Source organism: Streptomyces sp. 184, assembly GCF_045781775.1.
Classification (GTDB): Bacteria; Actinomycetota; Actinomycetes; order Streptomycetales; family Streptomycetaceae; genus Streptomyces.
This window is the reverse complement of record NZ_CP123230.1, coordinates 2,696,377-2,713,175: the sequence shown is the minus strand read 5'-3', so window position 1 is coordinate 2,713,175 and position 16,799 is coordinate 2,696,377. Positions and strand designations below refer to the sequence as shown.

At 73.0% G+C, this 16,799-nt stretch carries 18 protein-coding genes; 16 read left to right on the top strand and 2 right to left on the bottom strand.

The annotated features are described in order from the left end of the window. Positions 1-84: 84 nt before the first annotated feature. The 13 genes from QBL21_RS11580 (at position 85) to QBL21_RS11520 (ending at position 12,375) form a co-directional block, all read left to right on the top strand. A complete protein-coding gene (locus QBL21_RS11580; RefSeq protein ID WP_407562054.1) occupies positions 85-642 on the top strand; it encodes a GNAT family N-acetyltransferase in 558 nt (185 codons plus the stop codon). 111 nt (positions 643-753) lie between these two features. Continuing rightward, a complete protein-coding gene (locus tag QBL21_RS11575; RefSeq protein ID WP_367648462.1) occupies positions 754-837 on the top strand; it encodes a putative leader peptide in 84 nt (27 codons plus the stop codon). Between the two features lie 168 nt (positions 838-1,005). Further along, on the top strand, positions 1,006-2,700 hold the full coding sequence (locus QBL21_RS11570) for a nitrite/sulfite reductase (RefSeq protein WP_407562053.1): 1,695 nt from the start codon (positions 1,006-1,008) through the stop codon (positions 2,698-2,700). After that, the gene (locus QBL21_RS11565; protein WP_407562052.1) at positions 2,697-2,879 is read left to right on the top strand and encodes a hypothetical protein; all 183 of its coding nucleotides are present in this window, start codon (positions 2,697-2,699) and stop codon (positions 2,877-2,879) included. The genes QBL21_RS11570 and QBL21_RS11565 overlap by 4 nt, the downstream gene beginning before the upstream one ends. Further along, the gene (locus tag QBL21_RS11560; RefSeq protein WP_407562051.1) at positions 2,876-3,580 is read left to right on the top strand and encodes a phosphoadenylyl-sulfate reductase; all 705 of its coding nucleotides are present in this window, start codon (positions 2,876-2,878) and stop codon (positions 3,578-3,580) included. Before QBL21_RS11565 ends, QBL21_RS11560 begins: the two co-directional genes overlap by 4 nt. 77 nt (positions 3,581-3,657) lie before the next feature. Further along, positions 3,658-4,413 (top strand): sirohydrochlorin chelatase, encoded by a 756-nt coding sequence (locus tag QBL21_RS11555; RefSeq protein WP_407562050.1) that lies wholly within the window; start codon positions 3,658-3,660, stop codon positions 4,411-4,413. 327 nt (positions 4,414-4,740) lie between these two features. Further along, positions 4,741-5,229 (top strand): cysteine dioxygenase, encoded by a 489-nt coding sequence (locus QBL21_RS11550; RefSeq protein ID WP_407562049.1) that lies wholly within the window; start codon positions 4,741-4,743, stop codon positions 5,227-5,229. After that, entirely contained in the window at positions 5,229-5,627 is a 399-nt protein-coding gene (locus QBL21_RS11545; protein WP_407562048.1) for a rhodanese-like domain-containing protein, read from the top strand. The genes QBL21_RS11550 and QBL21_RS11545 overlap by 1 nt, the downstream gene beginning before the upstream one ends. 182 nt (positions 5,628-5,809) lie before the next feature. Further along, positions 5,810-6,928 carry an ABC transporter substrate-binding protein gene (locus QBL21_RS11540; protein ID WP_407562047.1) on the top strand — a complete coding sequence of 373 codons (1,119 nt, stop codon included), beginning with the start codon at positions 5,810-5,812 and terminating at the stop codon, positions 6,926-6,928. Positions 6,929-6,961: 33 nt separating this feature from the next. Further along, the gene (locus QBL21_RS11535; RefSeq protein ID WP_407562046.1) at positions 6,962-7,765 is read left to right on the top strand and encodes an ABC transporter ATP-binding protein; all 804 of its coding nucleotides are present in this window, start codon (positions 6,962-6,964) and stop codon (positions 7,763-7,765) included. Beyond that, complete coding sequence (locus QBL21_RS11530; protein ID WP_407562045.1) at positions 7,752-8,666, top strand: ABC transporter permease; 915 nt, start codon at positions 7,752-7,754, stop codon at positions 8,664-8,666. The genes QBL21_RS11535 and QBL21_RS11530 overlap by 14 nt, the downstream gene beginning before the upstream one ends. Positions 8,667-8,914: 248 nt before the next feature. After that, on the top strand, positions 8,915-11,209 hold the full coding sequence (locus QBL21_RS11525; protein WP_407562044.1) for an MMPL family transporter: 2,295 nt from the start codon (positions 8,915-8,917) through the stop codon (positions 11,207-11,209). Then, positions 11,206-12,375 carry an alpha-hydroxy-acid oxidizing protein gene (locus QBL21_RS11520; RefSeq protein ID WP_407562043.1) on the top strand — a complete coding sequence of 390 codons (1,170 nt, stop codon included), beginning with the start codon at positions 11,206-11,208 and terminating at the stop codon, positions 12,373-12,375. Before QBL21_RS11525 ends, QBL21_RS11520 begins: the two co-directional genes overlap by 4 nt. On the opposite strand, the gene QBL21_RS11515 is transcribed toward QBL21_RS11520, so the two are convergent. Beyond that, entirely contained in the window at positions 12,302-13,225 is a 924-nt protein-coding gene (locus tag QBL21_RS11515; RefSeq protein ID WP_407562042.1) for a bile acid:sodium symporter family protein, read from the bottom strand. The genes QBL21_RS11520 and QBL21_RS11515 overlap by 74 nt on opposite strands. Positions 13,226-13,322: 97 nt before the next feature. On the opposite strand from QBL21_RS11515, the gene QBL21_RS11510 reads away from it, so the two are divergent. Then, positions 13,323-13,943, top strand: coding sequence for a LysE family translocator (locus tag QBL21_RS11510; protein WP_407562041.1), 621 nt, complete (start codon positions 13,323-13,325; stop codon positions 13,941-13,943). Positions 13,944-14,040: 97 nt separating this feature from the next. Next, the gene (locus QBL21_RS11505; protein WP_407562040.1) at positions 14,041-15,570 is read left to right on the top strand and encodes an FG-GAP repeat domain-containing protein; all 1,530 of its coding nucleotides are present in this window, start codon (positions 14,041-14,043) and stop codon (positions 15,568-15,570) included. 21 nt (positions 15,571-15,591) lie between these two features. Here QBL21_RS11505 and QBL21_RS11500 read toward each other — a convergent pair whose 3' ends face one another. Further along, positions 15,592-16,074 (bottom strand): NUDIX hydrolase, encoded by a 483-nt coding sequence (locus QBL21_RS11500; protein WP_407562039.1) that lies wholly within the window; start codon positions 16,072-16,074, stop codon positions 15,592-15,594. A 146-nt stretch (positions 16,075-16,220) separates the two neighbouring features. Between QBL21_RS11500 and QBL21_RS11495 the strand changes: the two genes are divergently transcribed. Next, positions 16,221-16,757, top strand: a complete 537-nt coding sequence (locus tag QBL21_RS11495) for an FHA domain-containing protein (protein ID WP_407566389.1) — start codon at positions 16,221-16,223, stop codon at positions 16,755-16,757. Positions 16,758-16,799 lie beyond the last annotated feature (42 nt).

Here is a 16,799-nt window from a genome sequence, read left to right as displayed (position 1 = left end):
CACCCGCGGGCAAGGGGTCGTGACGCAGATTCCTGCACCGCACCCGGGTCCGCAAGGCACCGCGCGCCATGGTCTGATTCCCCCATGGAGAGCAGCGCCCTCACCACCTGGTCACTGGAGCAGACCGCGGCGGACGATCTCAGCCCGGCGGCCGAGCCGGCGTCCGTCGCGGCCGGCGAGCTGACCGTCGTCCGCGCCGGTATCCCTTCCCCCGGTTTCAACCGCTGTCTCTACGGGGCCGTCGGCGCCGACGTGGCGTGGACGGACCGGCTGGTGTGGGACGAGGAGCGGTGGCGCGCGTTCGTCGAGCAGCCGGGGACCGAGACGTGGGTGGCGTACGAGCGCGGGACGCCCGCCGGCTACCTGGAGTTGGAGGGGCAGCCGGACGGGGTGGTGGAGATCACCTACTTCGGGCTGCTGCCCGCGTTCCGCGGCCGGCGCGTGGGCGGGCACCTGCTCTCCGTCGGCACGGCGCGCGCCTGGGACCTGGCGCAGCGGTGGCCACAGCGGGCGCGTACACGGCGGGTGTGGGTGCACACGTGCAGCGATGACGGCCCGTACGCCCTGGACAACTACCGGCGCCGCGGCTACCGGATCTTCGACGTACGCACCGAGGACGCCCCGGGCCGACGCGACCCGTAAACGCGACCCGTAAAGAGGCCCGCGAAACCCGGTGTCCAAATAACAAGACCGGACTGTCCACATGGCGGATTACTGTGGACGATCCACGGCACCCCATGCCACGCTCTCTCCATGGATCGAGCTGGAGTCGCCCTGGTGAGTCGGCGTCACGTCGATCTCGGCCGCATGTCCAGCGCCATCTGTCCGGCGGGCTGAAAGTCACAGCACCGCCGACCTCCCGCCGCCGCCCAGCCGTCCCCACCGTCGCGGACGCACGCGCACGGCCCTGCCGAGCCGCCCTGCCGAAGAACCGTTTGCGCAGGTCAACCAGGGTCGTACGCCATCCCGGCCGGCCCCTTCGCCTGTCTTAAGGACACCCCTGTCATGGCTAACTCCTCCTCGCGCCCCACCGCGGCCGGCCGCCGCAAGGCCGGCCGCCACCGCGGCGAAGGCCAGTGGGCCGCCGGCCACTTCACGCCGCTCAACGCCAATGAGCAGTTCAAGAAGGACGACGACGGTCTCAATGTGCGGACACGCATTGAGACGATCTACTCGAAGCGCGGCTTCGACTCCATCGACCCCGCCGACCTGCGCGGCCGGATGCGGTGGTGGGGGCTGTACACGCAGCGCAAGCCCGGCATCGACGGCGGCAAGACCGCGGTCCTGGAGCCGCACGAGCTGGACGACGAGCACTTCATGCTCCGCGTCCGCATCGACGGCGGCCGGCTGACGGCCACCCAGCTCCGGACGATCGGCGAGATCTCGCAGGAGTTCGCCCGCGGCACCGCGGACCTCACCGACCGGCAGAACATCCAGTTGCACTGGATCCGGATCGAGGACGTCCCGGAGATCTGGCGCCGGCTGGAGTCCGTGGGGCTGTCCACCACCGAGGCGTGCGGCGACGTCCCGCGCGTCGTCCTCGGCTCCCCGGTCGCCGGCATCGCCGCGGACGAGATCGTCGACGGCACCCCGGCGCTGGAGGAGATCCAGCGGCGCATCGTCGGCAACCCGGCGTACTCGAACCTCCCACGGAAGTTCAAGGGCGCCGTCTCCGGCTCCCCGCTGCTCGACATCGTGCACGAGATCAACGACGTCGCCTTCGTCGGCGTCGAACACCCGGAGCTGGGCCCGGGGTTCGACGTCTGGGTCGGCGGCGGCCTGTCGACCAACCCCAAGCTGGGGGTACGGATCGGCGCCTGGGCGTCGCTGGAGGACGTGCCGGACGTCTTCGAGGCCGTCGTGGGCATCTTCCGCGACTACGGCTACCGCCGGCTGCGCAACCGGGCCCGGCTGAAGTACCTGCTCGCGGACTGGGGCCCTTCGAGGTTCCGCCAGGTGCTCCAGGACGAGTACCTGCTGCGCACGCTCGCCGACGGCCCCCCGCCCGCGGTGCCCGCCGAGCGCTGGCGCGACCACATCGGGGTGCACCGGCAGCGCGACGGCCGCTACTACCTCGGCTTCGCCGCCCGCGTCGGCCGCGTCGACGGCGGCACCCTGACGAAGATCGCCGAGCTGGCGCAGCAGCACGGCTCCGACCGGCTCCGTACCACCGTCGAACAGAAGATGCTCATCCTCGACGTCGAGGAGGACCAGGTCGGGCCGCTGAGCGAGGCGCTGGCGGCGCTGGACCTCCAGGTCACGCCCTCCGCGTTCCGCCGCGGCACGATGGCCTGCACCGGCATCGAGTTCTGCAAGCTGGCGATCGTCGAGACCAAGGCCCGCGGCGCGTCGCTCGTCGACGAGCTGGAGCGGCGGCTGCCCGACTTCGACGAGCCGATCACCATCAACCTCAACGGCTGCCCGAACTCCTGCGCCCGCATCCAGGTGGCGGACATCGGCCTGAAGGGGCAGCTCGTCACCGACGAGGACGGCCGGCAGGTCGAGGGCTACCAGGTCCACCTCGGCGGCAGCCTCGGCCTGGACCCGGGCTTCGGCCGCAAGGTGCGCGGTCTGAAGGTCACCGCGGCGCAGCTCCCCGACTACGTCGAGCGCGTGCTCACCCGCTTCACCGCCGGACGCGAGGAGGGCGAGCGCTTCGCCCAGTGGGCGGCGCGCGCCGGCGAGGAGGACCTCAAGTGAGCGGGCGGGCGGCGCCGTTCTACTGCCCGTACTGCGGCGACGAGGACCTGCGCCCGTCCGAAGAAGGGCACGGCGCGTGGGAGTGCAGGGCCTGCAACCGCGCTTTCAAGCTCTCGTTCCTCGGTCTGCTGGCCGACGGCCTGCGTTCCGACAGCGATGGAGGGAACCCCAACCGATGACGGTCATCGAAGACGCGGAGACGGATACCGAGGCGCTCGCCGAGCGGGCCGGCCGCGAGCTGGAGGACGCCCCGGCGCTGGAGATCCTGCGCTGGGCGGCGGACACCTTCGGCGAGCGCTTCTGTGTCACCTCGTCCATGCAGGACATGGTCGTCGCGCATCTGGCGTCCCGCGCCATGCCGGGCGTGGACGTCCTCTTCCTGGACACCGGCTACCACTTCCCCGAGACCATCGGCACCCGCGACGCGGTCGCCGCCGTGATGGACGTGAACGTCGTCTCGCTCATGCCCCGCCAGACGGTCGCGGAGCAGGACGCCGAGTACGGCCCGCGGCTGTACGAGCGCAACCCCGACCTGTGCTGCGCGCTGCGCAAGATGCAGCCGCTGGAGGACGGCCTCGCCAAGTACGACTCCTGGGCCACCGGGCTGCGCCGCGACGAGTCGCCGACGCGCGCGAACACCCCGGTCGTCGGCTGGGACACCAAGCGGCGCAAGGTGAAGGTCTCGCCGATCGCCCGCTGGTCCGAGGCGGACGTGCAGCGGTACGTCGCCGAGCACGGCGTGCTGACGAACCCGCTGCTGGCCGACGGCTACCCCTCCATCGGCTGCGCGCCGTGCACCCGCCGGGTCGCCCCCGGCGAGGACGCCCGCGCGGGCCGCTGGGCGGGCTTCGCCAAGACCGAGTGCGGTATCAACGTCTGAGCCCGTCCGAGCCCGCCGGGGCCGCCACCGGCGCGACCCCATCGTCCCCCGACCGGACCGTTCTAGCCTGGTGAACCATGCGTCCCGTACTGCTGATCGTCGCCCACGGCAGCCGCGACCCGCGGCACGCCGCCACCGTCGCCGCGCTCGCGGCGCGGGTGGCGGCGGTACGGCCGCGGGCGCGCGTGGAGACCTGTTATCTGGACCACTGCGCCCCGAGCGTGCCGCGGGCGCTGCGGCGGCTGTACGGCGAGGGCGTACGGGACGTCGTCGCGCTGCCGCTGCTGCTGGCCCGCGCCTTCCACGCCAAGTCCGACATCCCCGCCGTCCTGGACGGCGTACGGGCCGCCCTGCCGCGGCTGCGCGTGGTGCAGGGCGGCGTGCTGGGCCCGGACGCGCTGCTGACGGCGGCGCTGGACCGCCGGATGGCGGAGGCGGGGCTGTACGCGCCCGCCGAGCGGGCCCGCACGGGCGTCGTGCTGGCCGCGGCGGGCTCCTCCGACCCGGAGGCGATCGCGAGCGTCGCCGAGACCGCGCGGGAGTGGCGGCGTACCGCGGGATGGTGCGCCGTGCGGCCCGCGTTCGCCTCCGCGGCTCCGCCCCGTACGGCCGACGCCGTGCGCGCGCTGCGCGCGGACGGTGCCGAGCGGGTGGCGGTCGCGCCGTACGTCGTCGCCCCGGGCTTCCTGCCCGACCGCATCGTGCACGGCGCCACCGAGGCGCGGGCCGACGTGCTCGCGCCGGTGCTGGGCGCGGCACCGGAGCTGGCGCGGCTGCTGGCGCGGCGGTACGACGAGGCGTGCGCGGCGGAGTCCCTGCCGCTCTCGGCGTGACTCCGCACACCTCCGCGTAACGGGGCAACCCCGCGCCGGAGGATTTCACAAACCCGACACATTGTTTCGGAATTACGTCGGCAATTCCATTCCGGGGTAAGGGAATTGCGCGTACGACGGTGCGTCTGCGATCGTGCGTGCATGCCCATCGACCAGCGCTTCTTCGCACGCCACCACGTGGATCTGGTGCGCGTCGCGAGCGCGCTGTGTCCCCGCGGCCGTCCGTAGACGGCCGCGCCCGGGCGTACGCCGCGGGTGCTTTCCGCACGGGTGTCTTCTCCCCCGTTGATTCCCCCCGCCCGTACGACTCACCCGGAATGAGGTTCCATGTCCACCCCGCCCGCCCTCTCCCCCGCCGCGCCCGCGCTCACCCCCGCCGCGCTCGGCGAGATCGCCCTCGGCCACGCCCGCCGCCCGGACGGCTGGCGCCCGCTGGTCCGCTTCGACGCCGCGGCCCGCTTCCACACCCGGCTGGAGGTGACCGGCGGGTACGAGGTCTGGCTGCTGACCTGGCTGCCGGGCCAGGGCACCGAGATCCACGACCACGGCGGCGCCGCGGGCGCGTTCACGGTCGTCGAGGGGCTGCTCACCGAGCGCACCTTCCCCGGGCTGCGCGCCGCGCCGCGGACGCGGCAGGTGGCCGCGGGCGGGCTGCGCTGGTTCGGCCCGCGGTACGTCCACGAGGTGACCAACGCCGGGACGGCGCCGGCCGTCAGCATCCACGCCTACGCACCGGCGCTGTCGGCCATGTCGTACTACGCCGAGGTGCCCGGCGGCGGCCTGCGCCCGCTGCGTACCGACCCGGTGACCAACTGATGGCCGCCGCCGACGGCACCGCCGGAATCAACGGCGCGCTCGCCGCCGTACGCGCCACGCTGGACCGCCTCGACCCCCGGCAGGCGTACGCCGCCCTCGCCGAAGGTGCCGTGCTCGTGGACACCCGGCCGGAGTTCCAGCGGCGCGCCTCCGGCACCGTGCCCGGGGCGCTGCTGGTGGAGCGCAACCATCTGGAGTGGCGCTGCGATCCCTCCAGCGGCGCGTCGGTCGCCGAGGCCACCGGTACGGATGTGCACTGGATCGTCATGTGTGACGAGGGATACGCCTCGTCGCTGGCCGCCGCCTCCCTCAGGTCGCTCGGGCTGGCCCGGGCGACGGACCTGATCGGCGGTTTCCAGGCGTGGCGGCGGGCCGGACTGCCGGTCACGCTCCCGTAACACCTGCCTGCACAAAGGCGTGCAAAGGCGCACGAAAGCGCTGTCCCGATACCGGGCCTTTCGTCCGCCCCTCAAGAACCCCCTTGACCGAGCTGCCCCGATGGGCTTATCCCTACTAAGTCAATAGGGATACTCGGAAAGACGATGTTGCATCCCGGATCACCCCGAGAGGAAGCCCTCCCGTGTCTGCACCACGCCGCCGCCGCGCGGCCATACGCCTGCTCGCCGGCATCTCCGCTCTCCCCCTGCTCGCCCTGACCGCCTGCGGTTACGGCTCCGACGACGACGACAAGGGCGACGACGCGGCTCCCGCCGCCCAGGGCGAGAAGATCGGCGGTCTCGACGAGATCAACATCGGCTTCTTCGGCAACGTGACCCACGCGACCCCCCTGGTCGGGCTCGGCGACAACGGCCTGATCACCAAGGAGCTGGGCGGCACCGCCGTCAAGCCGCAGATATTCAACGCCGGCCCGTCCGCCATCGAGGCGCTCAACGCCGGCTCCGTCGACATGACCTGGATCGGCCCGTCGCCCGCCATCAACGGCTACACCCAGGCGGGCGGCCGCAACCTGCGCATCGTCGCGGGCGCCACCTCCGGCGGCGCCTCGCTGGTCGTCAACCCCGACAAGGTCAAGTCCCTGGACGACCTGGAGGGCAAGCGGATCGCCACGCCGCAGATCGGCAACACCCAGGACGTGGCGCTCCTCAACTACCTCGCGGGCGAGGGCCTGGAGGTCGACCCGCAGTCCGGCAAGGGCGACGTCCTGGTCATCCGCCAGGACAACAAGGAGATCCCGACCACCTTCCAGCAGGGCGGCCTCGACGGCGCCTGGGTGCCGGAGCCCACCGCCTCCAACCTGGTGGCCAAGGGCGGCGAGGTGCTGCTGGACGAGACGGAGCTGTGGGACGACGGCAAGTTCGTCACCACCCACCTGATCGTCTCGCAGGAGTTCCTGAAGGACCACCCCGACGTGGTCGAGGCGGTCGTCCGCGGCTCGGTGAGGACCAACGCCTGGATCAAGGACAACCCGGACGAGGCCAAGGGCCTGGTCAACGACGGCCTGGAGGAGTACGCGGGCAAGCCGCTGCCGGCCGAGGTGCTCGACCGCGCCTTCGGCGAGATCGAGGTCACCGACGACCCCCTGGCCACCACGCTGGGCGACCAGGCCGACCACAGCGTCAAGTCGGGGCTGCTCGACGAGGCGAAGACCGACGGCATCTACGACCTGTCCATCCTCAACAAGGTGCTCAAGAGCGAGGGCCAACCCGCCGTCGACGACGCCGGCCTCGGCGTCGAGTAGCTCTGCCCGCCTCACCTCCGGGAGGTGCAAGAGATGTCCACTGCCATCACCGACGACGCCCCGGCCGGCTCCGCGCAGGCCGGGGACGGGCCCGCGGCCCGCATCACGCACGTGTCCAAGACGTTCGGGCGCCCCGGCGAACAACTGCTGGTGCTCGACGACATCACCGTCGACGTCGCGCCCGGCGAGTTCGTCACGCTGCTCGGCGCGTCCGGCTGCGGCAAGTCCACCCTGCTCAACCTGGTCGCCGGCCTCGACGCCCCGACCGCCGGGACCATCGAGGTACCCGGCGGTCAGCGTCCGGCGCTGATGTTCCAGGAGCACGCCCTCTTCCCGTGGCTGACCGCGGGCAAGAACATCGAGCTGGCGCTGAAGATGCGCGGCCTGGCGAAGTCCGAGCGCCGCGCCGAGGCGGAGCGCCTGCTCGAACTCGTCCGGCTGGGCGGCGCGTACGGCAAGCGCGTCCACGAGCTGTCCGGCGGCATGCGCCAGCGCGTCGCGCTGGCCCGCTCGCTCGCCCAGGACAGCAGACTGCTGCTGATGGACGAGCCGTTCGCCGCGCTCGACGCCATCACCCGCGACGTCCTGCACGACGAGCTGACCCGCATCTGGCGGGAGACGAAGGTCTCCGTGCTCTTCGTCACCCACAACGTGCGCGAGGCCGTCAAGCTCGCCGAGCGCGTCATCCTCATGTCCTCCCGCCCCGGGCGCATCGCCCGGGAGTGGAGCATCGACATCCCCCAGCCGCGTCGGATCGAGGACACCGAGGTGGCCAACCTCTCGCTGGAGATCACCGAGGAGCTGCGAGAGGAGATCCGCCGCCATGGCAAGCACTGAGACCACCGGCAAGACCGACAGGACCGCCAAGGCGGGTGAGGACTCCGCCGGCCTCGCCGGGCTCGAAGCCGGCCTCGACGCGCTCGACACCCACACCGCGGCACGCATCCCGCTGCGGCAGGTGCTGCTGCACAAGGTGCTGCCGCCGATCGTCGCGGTCGCCCTCGTCGTGGCCGTCTGGCAGTTGCTGTACGTGCTGGAGGTCAAGCCCGACTACCAGTTGCCGGGCCCCGGCCAGGTCTGGGACGCGCTCGCCGACCAGTGGTACGAGGGCACGCTGTTCGACGTCATCTGGACGAGCCTGTCCCGCGGCGTGCTCGGCTTCCTCATCGCCATCGCCATCGGCACGCCGCTGGGACTGATCGTCGCCAAGGTGCCGTTCGTGCGGGCCGCGATCGGCCCGATCCTCACCGGGCTCCAGTCGCTGCCGTCGGTGGCCTGGGTGCCCGCCGCGATCATCTGGTTCGGCCTCACCCCGTCGATGATCTACGCGGTGGTGCTGCTCGGCGCCGTCCCGTCGATCGCCAACGGGCTGGTCTCCGGCATCGGCCAGATCCCGCCGCTGTATCTGCGCGCCGGGCAGGTCATCGGCGCCACCGGCCTGCACGGCGTACGGCACGTGCTGCTGCCGGCCGCGCTGCCCGGCTACCTCGCCGGGCTCAAGCAGGGCTGGGCGTTCTCCTGGCGGTCCCTGATGGCCGCGGAGATCATCGCCACCTCCCCCGACCTCGGTGTGGGCCTGGGCCAGTTGCTGGAGACGGGCCGCGGCTACCAGGACATGGCGATCGTGCTGAACGCGATCCTGCTGATCCTGGTCGTCGGCGTCGCCATCGAACTGCTGGTGTTCGGCCCGCTGGAGCGCCGGGTGCTGCGCAACCGGGGGCTGCTCGTGACGCGCTGAGCGCGAGCCGTCCCCCTGAGAGACGCCGGGGGCCGTTCCGGGCCGCAGGACAGGGCCCGGAACGGACCCCGGCGTTTGCGTGTAAGGGACATGACTCCTCCGGGGTGGGGTTATCCCCCCTTCTTTCGGTGGAGCTGAGCACCTCCGGGTTCACCAGCCAGCACGATGGGGACCGCACCCGCTCTTCTCTAGCGTCGTATCGGCAGGTGGGGGCAGTGTGCCGCCGCCGCGCACGAGGGAGAAGCACGATGGGGGCACCGAGGGCGCCGAGGCATACGAGGCGGCGTCAGGGCGTCGCCGCGGCCGTCGGCGGATGGAGCGTCACCCACCGCTGGGCAGCGGTGGGCATCTGGGTGTTGTTCGTGGTGCTGGCGACGGTCGCCGGCTCCGCGGCAGGGCGGGCGGAGGTCAGCGACAGCGAGGAGGTCCCGGGCGAGACCGGGCGGTCCGCGAAGATCCTTGAGGACGCGGGCGTGGACGAGCCGGTCGGGGAGAGCGTGCTCGTCCAGTCGCCCGAGGGCGCGCTGAAGGCGTCGGCCGGCGAGTTCCGTACGGCCGTCGACGACGTCGTACGGGCCGTCGAGGGCACCGGCGAGGTCACGGACGTCGTCTCGCCGTACGACAGCGACACGATCTCCGAGGACGGGCGCTCCGCGCTGGTCCAGTTCCGGATGAAGGGCGACCCGGAGACCGCGGGGGACCGGGTGGAGCCGGTGACCGACGCGGTCGCGAAGGTCCAGGAGAAGCACGGGTCGCAGGGCCTGCTGATCGAGGAGATCGGCGGCGCCAGCATGGAGAAGACCTTCGACGACGCGTTCGGCGAGGACTTCAAGAAGGCGGAGTACTCGGCGGTGCCGATCGCGTTCGGCATCCTGCTGATCGTCTTCGGCGCGTTCGTGGCCGCGCTGCTTCCGGTGGTGCTGGCGATGACCGCGATCGTGGCCACGATGGGCCTGATGGGCGTGGTCAGCCACGTGCAGCCGATGAGCGACGTCGCCGACTCGGTGATGCTGCTGGTGGGGCTGGCCGTCGGCGTCGACTACTGCCTGTTCTACCTGCGCCGCGAACGCGAGGAGCGGGCCAAGGGGCGGGATGCGCGTACCGCGCTGGAGATCGCCGCCGCCACCTCCGGGCGCGCGGTGCTGGTCTCCGGCATCACGGTCATCGTCGCGATGTGCGGCATGCTCTTCACCGGCCTCGCCGACTTCGAGGCGATGGGCGTGGCGTCGCTGATGGTGGTCGCGGTCGCCATGGTCGGCTCGGTCACCGTGCTGCCGGCGATGCTGTCGCTGCTCGGCGAGCGGGTCGAGAAGGGCCGGGTGCCGTTCCTGGCGCGGCTCAAGCGCGGCCGGACCAACGCCGGCGGCGAGAGCCGGGTGTGGCGGGCCGTGCTGACGCGGGTGCTGCGCCGGCCGAAGGCGGCGGTGGTGGTGGCCACGGGCGCGCTCGCGGCGATCGCCCTGCCTGCCCTGGGCATGAACACCGCGAACCTCACGCTGGACCAGGAGTTCGGCGACTCGCTGCCGATCGTGCAGACCTACGACCGGGTCAACGAGGCGTTCCCCGGCGGCTCCGACCCCGCCGAGGTGGTCGTCAGGGCCGACGACATCAACGCGCCCGAGGTCCGCAAGGCCATCGTGGACTTCGAGGAACAGGCGCTGGACACGGGCGCGTCCAAGGGCCCGATCGACATCCAGGTCTACGACGAGAAGAACGTCGCCATCATCGAGGTGCCGCTCGTCGGCGGCTCCGACCAGGACAAGGCGGAGAAGAGCCTCAACCTGCTGCGCGACGAGATCCGGCCGGTGACGCTGGAGGCGGTGGACGGCGTCGAGGCGCCCGTCGGCGGCCAGGTCGCGGGGAGCAAGGACTTCAACGACCAGCTCGTCGGCGCCGTGGTGCCGGTGTTCATCTTCGTGGTGGCCTTCGCCTTCCTGCTGATGCTGATGGCCTTCCGGTCGCTGACGATCGCGATCACCTCGATCCTGCTCAACCTGCTGTCGGTGGGCGCCGCGTACGGCGTGCTGACGATGGTCTTCCAGCACGGCTGGGGCGCGGGCCTGGTCGGCGCCGAGGGCGTCGGGGCGATCGTCGCGTGGCTGCCGCTGTTCCTCTTCGTCATCCTCTTCGGGCTGAGCATGGACTACCACGTGTTCGTGGTCTCCCGGGTCAAGGAGGCGCGGGCGCAGGGCCGCGGCACCGCGGACGCCATCTCGCACGGGGTGATCACCACCGCGGGCGTGGTGACCAGCGCGGCCGTCATCATGGTCGCCGTGTTCTCGATCTTCGGGACGCTGTCGATGCAGTCCATGAAGCAGATGGGCGTGGGCCTGGCGACGGCGGTGCTGATCGACGCGACGATCATCCGCGGCGTGCTGCTGCCCGCGGTGATGGCGCTGCTCGGCGAGCGCAACTGGTACTTCCCGAAGGCGCTGCGCTGGCTGCCCGATCTGGAGAAGGACGAGCCGCAGCCGGTACCGATGGGTAGCGTTCCGCCGCCGGTTCCCGCAGACTCTCCGTTGGTCGAAGGGAGCCGCCGATGAACCTGCCGTTCGGCAACTACCAGAACGAGATCTATCTGAACGGGCTGGCGGACGAGCTGCCGCCGTTCACCACCGACCTCACCGCGCTGGAGCAGTCCGCGCGCGAGCGGCTGGCGGACGGTCCGTTCTGGTACGTCGCGGGCGCGGCCGGCTCGGGCGCCACCGCCCGGGCCAACCGGGAGGCTTTCGACCGGGTCCGCCTCGTCCCGCGCATGCTGACCGGCGCCACCGAGCGGAGCCCGGCCACCACGGTGCTGGGCTCCGCGCTCCCCGCGCCCGTGCTGCTGGCGCCCGTCGGGGTGCAGTCGATCGTGCACCCCGACGGCGAACTCGCCACGGCCCGCGCCGCCGCCGCCCTCGGGATCCCGATGGTGATGTCCACGGCCTCCTCGTACTCCATCGAGGAGGTCGCGGAGGCGAGCGGCGCGGGCCCGCGCTGGTACCAGCTCTACTGGCCGAACGACGACGAGGTGTGCGCCAGCATCCTGGCGCGCGCCCGCGCCGCGGGCTTCACCGCCCTCGTCGTCACCCTCGACACCTGGACGCTGGCGTGGCGCCCGCGCGACCTGGACGCCGCGTACCTGCCGTTCATCCGCGGCGTCGGCACCGCCGTCGCCTTCTCCGACCCCGCGTTCCGCGCGGGGCTCGCGAAGCCGCCGGAGGAGGACCTGGGGGCGGCGGTGCTGCGCTGGGTGCCGATGTTCACCGGCACGGACCGGACGTGGGACCGGCTGCCGTTCCTGCGGCAGCACTGGGACGGGCCGATCCTGCTCAAGGGCGTCCAGCACCCCGACGACGCCCGCCGGGCCGCCGCCGCGGGCATGGACGGCGTCGTCGTCTCCAACCACGGCGGCCGGCAGGTCGACGGCGCGGTCGCCGCGCTGGACGTGCTGCCGGAGGTGGCCGAGGCGGTCGGCGACCGCGTCGAGGTGCTCTTCGACTCGGGCGTACGGACCGGGGCCGACGTGCTCAAGGCGCTGGCGCTGGGCGCGAAGGCGGTGCTGTACGGCAGGCCGTACGCCTACGGTCTCGCGCACGGCGGCGAGGCGGGCGTCACGCACGTGCTGCGCAGCCTGCTCGCCGACCTCGACCTCACCCTCGGGCTGTCGGGTCACCGCTCGGTGGCCGCACTGACGCCGGACGACGTACGCCGCGCTCCGGGCTGATCGCCCGCAGCCCGTAGCCCGCGGCGGTGGCGGCGACGTAGCTGAGGACGGCGTACACCGCGCCGGGCATGGCCATCTCGGTGCTGTCCAGCAGCGTGGGGCTGACCGCGATGGTCATGGCGAGGCCGACGTTGTGCATGCCGATCTCGAAGCAGCACGCCACGGCCTGCGGGTGCGCCGCGCGGACCAGCCGGGTGGCGCCGTAGCCGACGGCCAGCGAGAGCAGCGTGAACAGGAACGTGATCGGGCCGAGGTCCACGAAGGAGTCGGCGATCCGGTCCCGTTCGGCCCAGGCCACGCCGACGATCACCAGGAAGAGGCCGAAGAGGGACGCGACCCGGACCGGCCGGTCGATGCGCTCCCTGACCTTCGGGGCGCGGGCCCGCGTCAGCATGCCGAGCCCGACGGGGACCAGCACGATCGCGAACACCTGAAGGATCTTGTCGTAGTTCAGGCCGAGGGAGTCGCTGCCGACGTCGAAGTACTCCAGCGAGAAGTTGACGATCAGCGGCAGGGAGAACAGCGCGAGCCCGGAGTTGATCGCGGTGAGCGTGATGTTGAGGGCCACGTCCCCGCCGAAGAGCCGGCTGTAGTAGTTGGCGATGGCCCCGCCGGGCGACGCGGCCAGCAGCATCATCCCCACCGCGTACGCGGGCGCCAGGTCGAAGGCCAGCACCAGCCCGAAGCAGGCGGCGGGCAGCAGCAGCACCTGGCAGACCAGCGCCGCGGCGACGGCCCGGGGGTGGTGCTTGACCCGCCGGAAGTCGGCGAGCGTCAGGCCCAGACCGAGGCCGTACATGATCACGGCGAGGACGACGGGCATCATGACGGTCGTTACCGGGGAGTTCACGCGCAATAGCCTGCTGTGTCGCGCGGCGCGCTGTCCAGGCCGGAATGGTCTCGTTAATTCGATGGCGCCTCCGCTTGCGCCCGGTCCAGGATGGCGCATGCTCGCGACTCTCCTCGCCTTCCTCGGGGCCTGCACGCTGGTCGCCGCCACGCCCGGCCCCAGCACGGTCCTGATCATCCGCAACTCGATGCACAGCCGCCGGGCCGGGATCATGACCGTCCTCGGCAACGAGACGGGCGTCTTCCTGTGGGGCGCGATCGCCGCGTTCGGCCTCACGGCGCTGCTGGCGGCCTCGCAGGTGGCGTACGACGTGATGCGCTGGGTCGGCGCGGCGGTGCTGGTCTGGTTCGGGGTACAGGCGCTGCGCGCGGCGCGGCGGGGGGCGGCGGCGGAGTTCGCGGACCAGGCGGGGGCGGAGGTCACGTCGTGGCGCGCGTACCGCGCGGGGCTCCTGCTGAACCTGGCCAACCCGAAGGTGGGAGTCTTCGCGATGTCGTTCCTGCCGCAGTTCGTGCCGGCGTCGGCGCCGCAGTTGGCGACGACGGTGGCGTTCGCGGCGCTGTGGGCGGAGTACGAGGTCGGCTGGTACGCCGTGTACGTGTGGTTCGTGGGCCGGCTGAAGGGTGTGCTGTCGCGGGCGGGGGTGCGCAGGCGGCTGGAACAGGTCTCCGGCACGGTGCTGGTGGCGCTGGGCATCCGGCTGGCCGTCCAGCACTGAGCGGGGCGTATGGGCGCGGGCGCGGCGTACGGGCCGGAATGCGACCCTGACCGGAACGTGACGCGCCCGTGCACCGCGCGGCGCAGACTCGTCCGACATGTGCGCACACCCAAGCGGCGTCCTCGCCGCGTCGAGGCGGCTGCTCGCGGCCGTCCTGCTCCCGACCGCGCTGCTCGCCGCCGGCTGCGGGAGCGGCGGCGGCGGCGAAGACGGAGACGGAGAGCGGGGCCGCGAGGACCGTTCGTCGGCCGCCTGCACGCTCCCGTCCGAGCGGGGCGGCGGGTCCGGGAAAACCCCCGGCCGGGCAGCGGACGGCCCGGCCGGCCGGGCGGACGTGGACGGCGACGGGCACGCCGACGCGGTGGTCAACGGCTGGTACGGGGGCCCGGAGAGCCCCGGCGGGAGGTGGCGCAACAACCGCTTCGTGCTCCGCGCCGCCGACGGCGGCCCGGACCCGTCGGCCGCCTTCCCGCTCTCCGGGTGCCTCCCGCCGCACGGCCCGCTGTCGTCCCTGCCGGAACCCGTCGCCGACGACCACTCGGTCCAGCTCACCGGCGACCTCGACGACGACGGCTACGCGGACGTCCTCGCCCACGGGTTCACCACCCCGGACATGACCTTCGACGAGCGGCAGCGCATCCTGTGGGGCGGCCCGGACGGGCCCGGGGCCGCCACCGACCTGCCCCGCGGTGCCGACCCGGCCGCCGCCGTGGGCGACTTCGACGGCAACGGCGCCCTCGACCTGCTGACCCTCGCCCCCGCCGGCGGCGAGGACGAGCGCGGCGCCCAGCTCGCCACCGTCCTGCGCGGCCCGCTCGCCCGCACCGGCGGGAAGCCGCGCGGCGAGACGGAGACGGACGTGGGCTTCGACGGCTGGGCGTCCGTCACCGACGTGCTCGTCGGCGACTTCGACGGCGACGGCCGCGACGACCTGGTCACCCGGGCCACCTACGACGAGGAGGACCTGCGTTTCGAGATGGACATGCCGGACGCCGTCCACGACGCCGCGTTCTACCGCGGCACGCCCGCCGGGCTGCGGCTCGCCGGCCCGGTGCCGGGCGTCACGGCCGAGGCCCCGGCGCGTAACGGCGGCGCCACCCCGCTGGCGGCCGGCGACTTCGACGGCGACGGGACGGACGACATCGTCGCCCGCCAGGAGGAGGGGGACGGCGCCCTCGTCGTCTACGGCGGCCCGTCGGGCCCGGGCACCGGCCGGGCGGGCGCCGAGCTGGGCTGGCAGATCGGGCTGCGGTCCGCGGCCGGCGACGTGAACGGCGACGGGACGGACGACGTCGTCACCTCCCATGCCGCGAGCGGCGGGGAGGGCGAGGTCACGGTCGCGCCGGGCGGGCCCGACGGCGTCGACGCGGACAGCGCACGGGTCTTCGTGCCGCAGGACGTGGGGGCGAAGCGCGGGGGCCGCCGGAACGCGGACCACCTCTTCGGCTGGCAGCTCCACCTCGCCGACCTCGACACGGACGGGGACGACGACCTGCTCGTCGGTACGTACCGCGCGGGCGAGCCGCCGGACGAGCCCGGGTACTGGATCCTGCCCGGCACGCCGGAGGGGACGTCGGCGGCCGGCCGCTCCTTCCTCGCGACGCGGGACGCCGGGCGGGCCGGATAGCCGGACGGGCCGGAGCGCGGGCTACGGGCTGTGCGTCGGGGCGACGGGCAGGTAGCCGAGGTCCACGGGCCCGCCGCGCGGGGCGGCCAGCAGGCGGGCCAGCGGCGGCGGCCACAGCGGCTCGTACGGGTCCGCCACCTCCGCCGGCGACCACCAGCGCCAGCCGAGGATCCGGTCCTCCGGGTGCCGGGCGACCGCCTCGGCGGTCGGCTCGCGGCGCGGCCCGGCGGCCAGGTAGATGTGCTCGTGCTGGCGCACCGGCACGCCCTGCCGGGTGAAGTCGTGCTCCCAGGTGCAGAGCAGTTCCCCGGCCCGGACGTCCGTCCAGCCGGTCTCCTCGTGCAGCTCGCGCACCGCGCCCGCGCGCGGGCTCTCGCCGGGGTCGAGGCCGCCGCCGGGGGTGGCCCAGTGGATGCCGGCCTCCACGTCGTCGTAGCGGAACATGAAGATCGCGCCGGCGGGGTCGAGGAGCGCGAGGCGGGCGGCGCGGCGGGGTGTGCGCATGGGCCGACCCTAACGGGTGGGACCCGTGCGCCGATCATTTGTCACGGGTACGTACGGGAACGGAAGCGCACTGGACACCCGCCGCCGCCCAGCCCGACAATTCGAAGGTGTCCGGCTCCGACCACCCCACGTCTTCCGCATTCCCCGTGTACCCGGCGGGGACCCCGCGCGTCTCCGACGAAGAGCGGGACAGGGCGATCGAGTTGCTGCGCGACGGCGCGGCGGAGGGGCGGCTGTCGCAGGACACGTTCCTGGCCCGGATGGAGCTGGCCTTCGCCGCTTACTCGCACGAGCAGTTGGCGGCGCTGACCGCCGATCTGCCGCCGCGCGAGGGGCGGTTGACGCGGGCGATCCTCGGCACGGTCGCCAAGGCGTCCTCGCTCGGGGTGCGGGTGAAGCAGGCGTGGCAGGCGGAGCGGCTGCCGCCGCTGATGCTCCCCGCGCCGGGCGCGTTCCCGCTGCGGATAGGGCGGGATCCGCGCAACGGGCTGCGGCTGATGGAGGAGACGGTCTCGCGGATGCACGCGGAGCTGCGCTGCGCGAGCGGCGTGTGGCTGCTGCGGGACCTGGGTTCGACGAACGGTACGTTCATCAACGGCCGCCGGCTGACGGGCGAGGCGCCGGTCCGGCCGGGCGACCAGCTCGGCTTCGGCCACACCCGCTATCTGCTGACGGCCCGCTGACCCGGGCGCAGGTCCGGGGCGTCCGGCGGGCGGGCAGGGCGG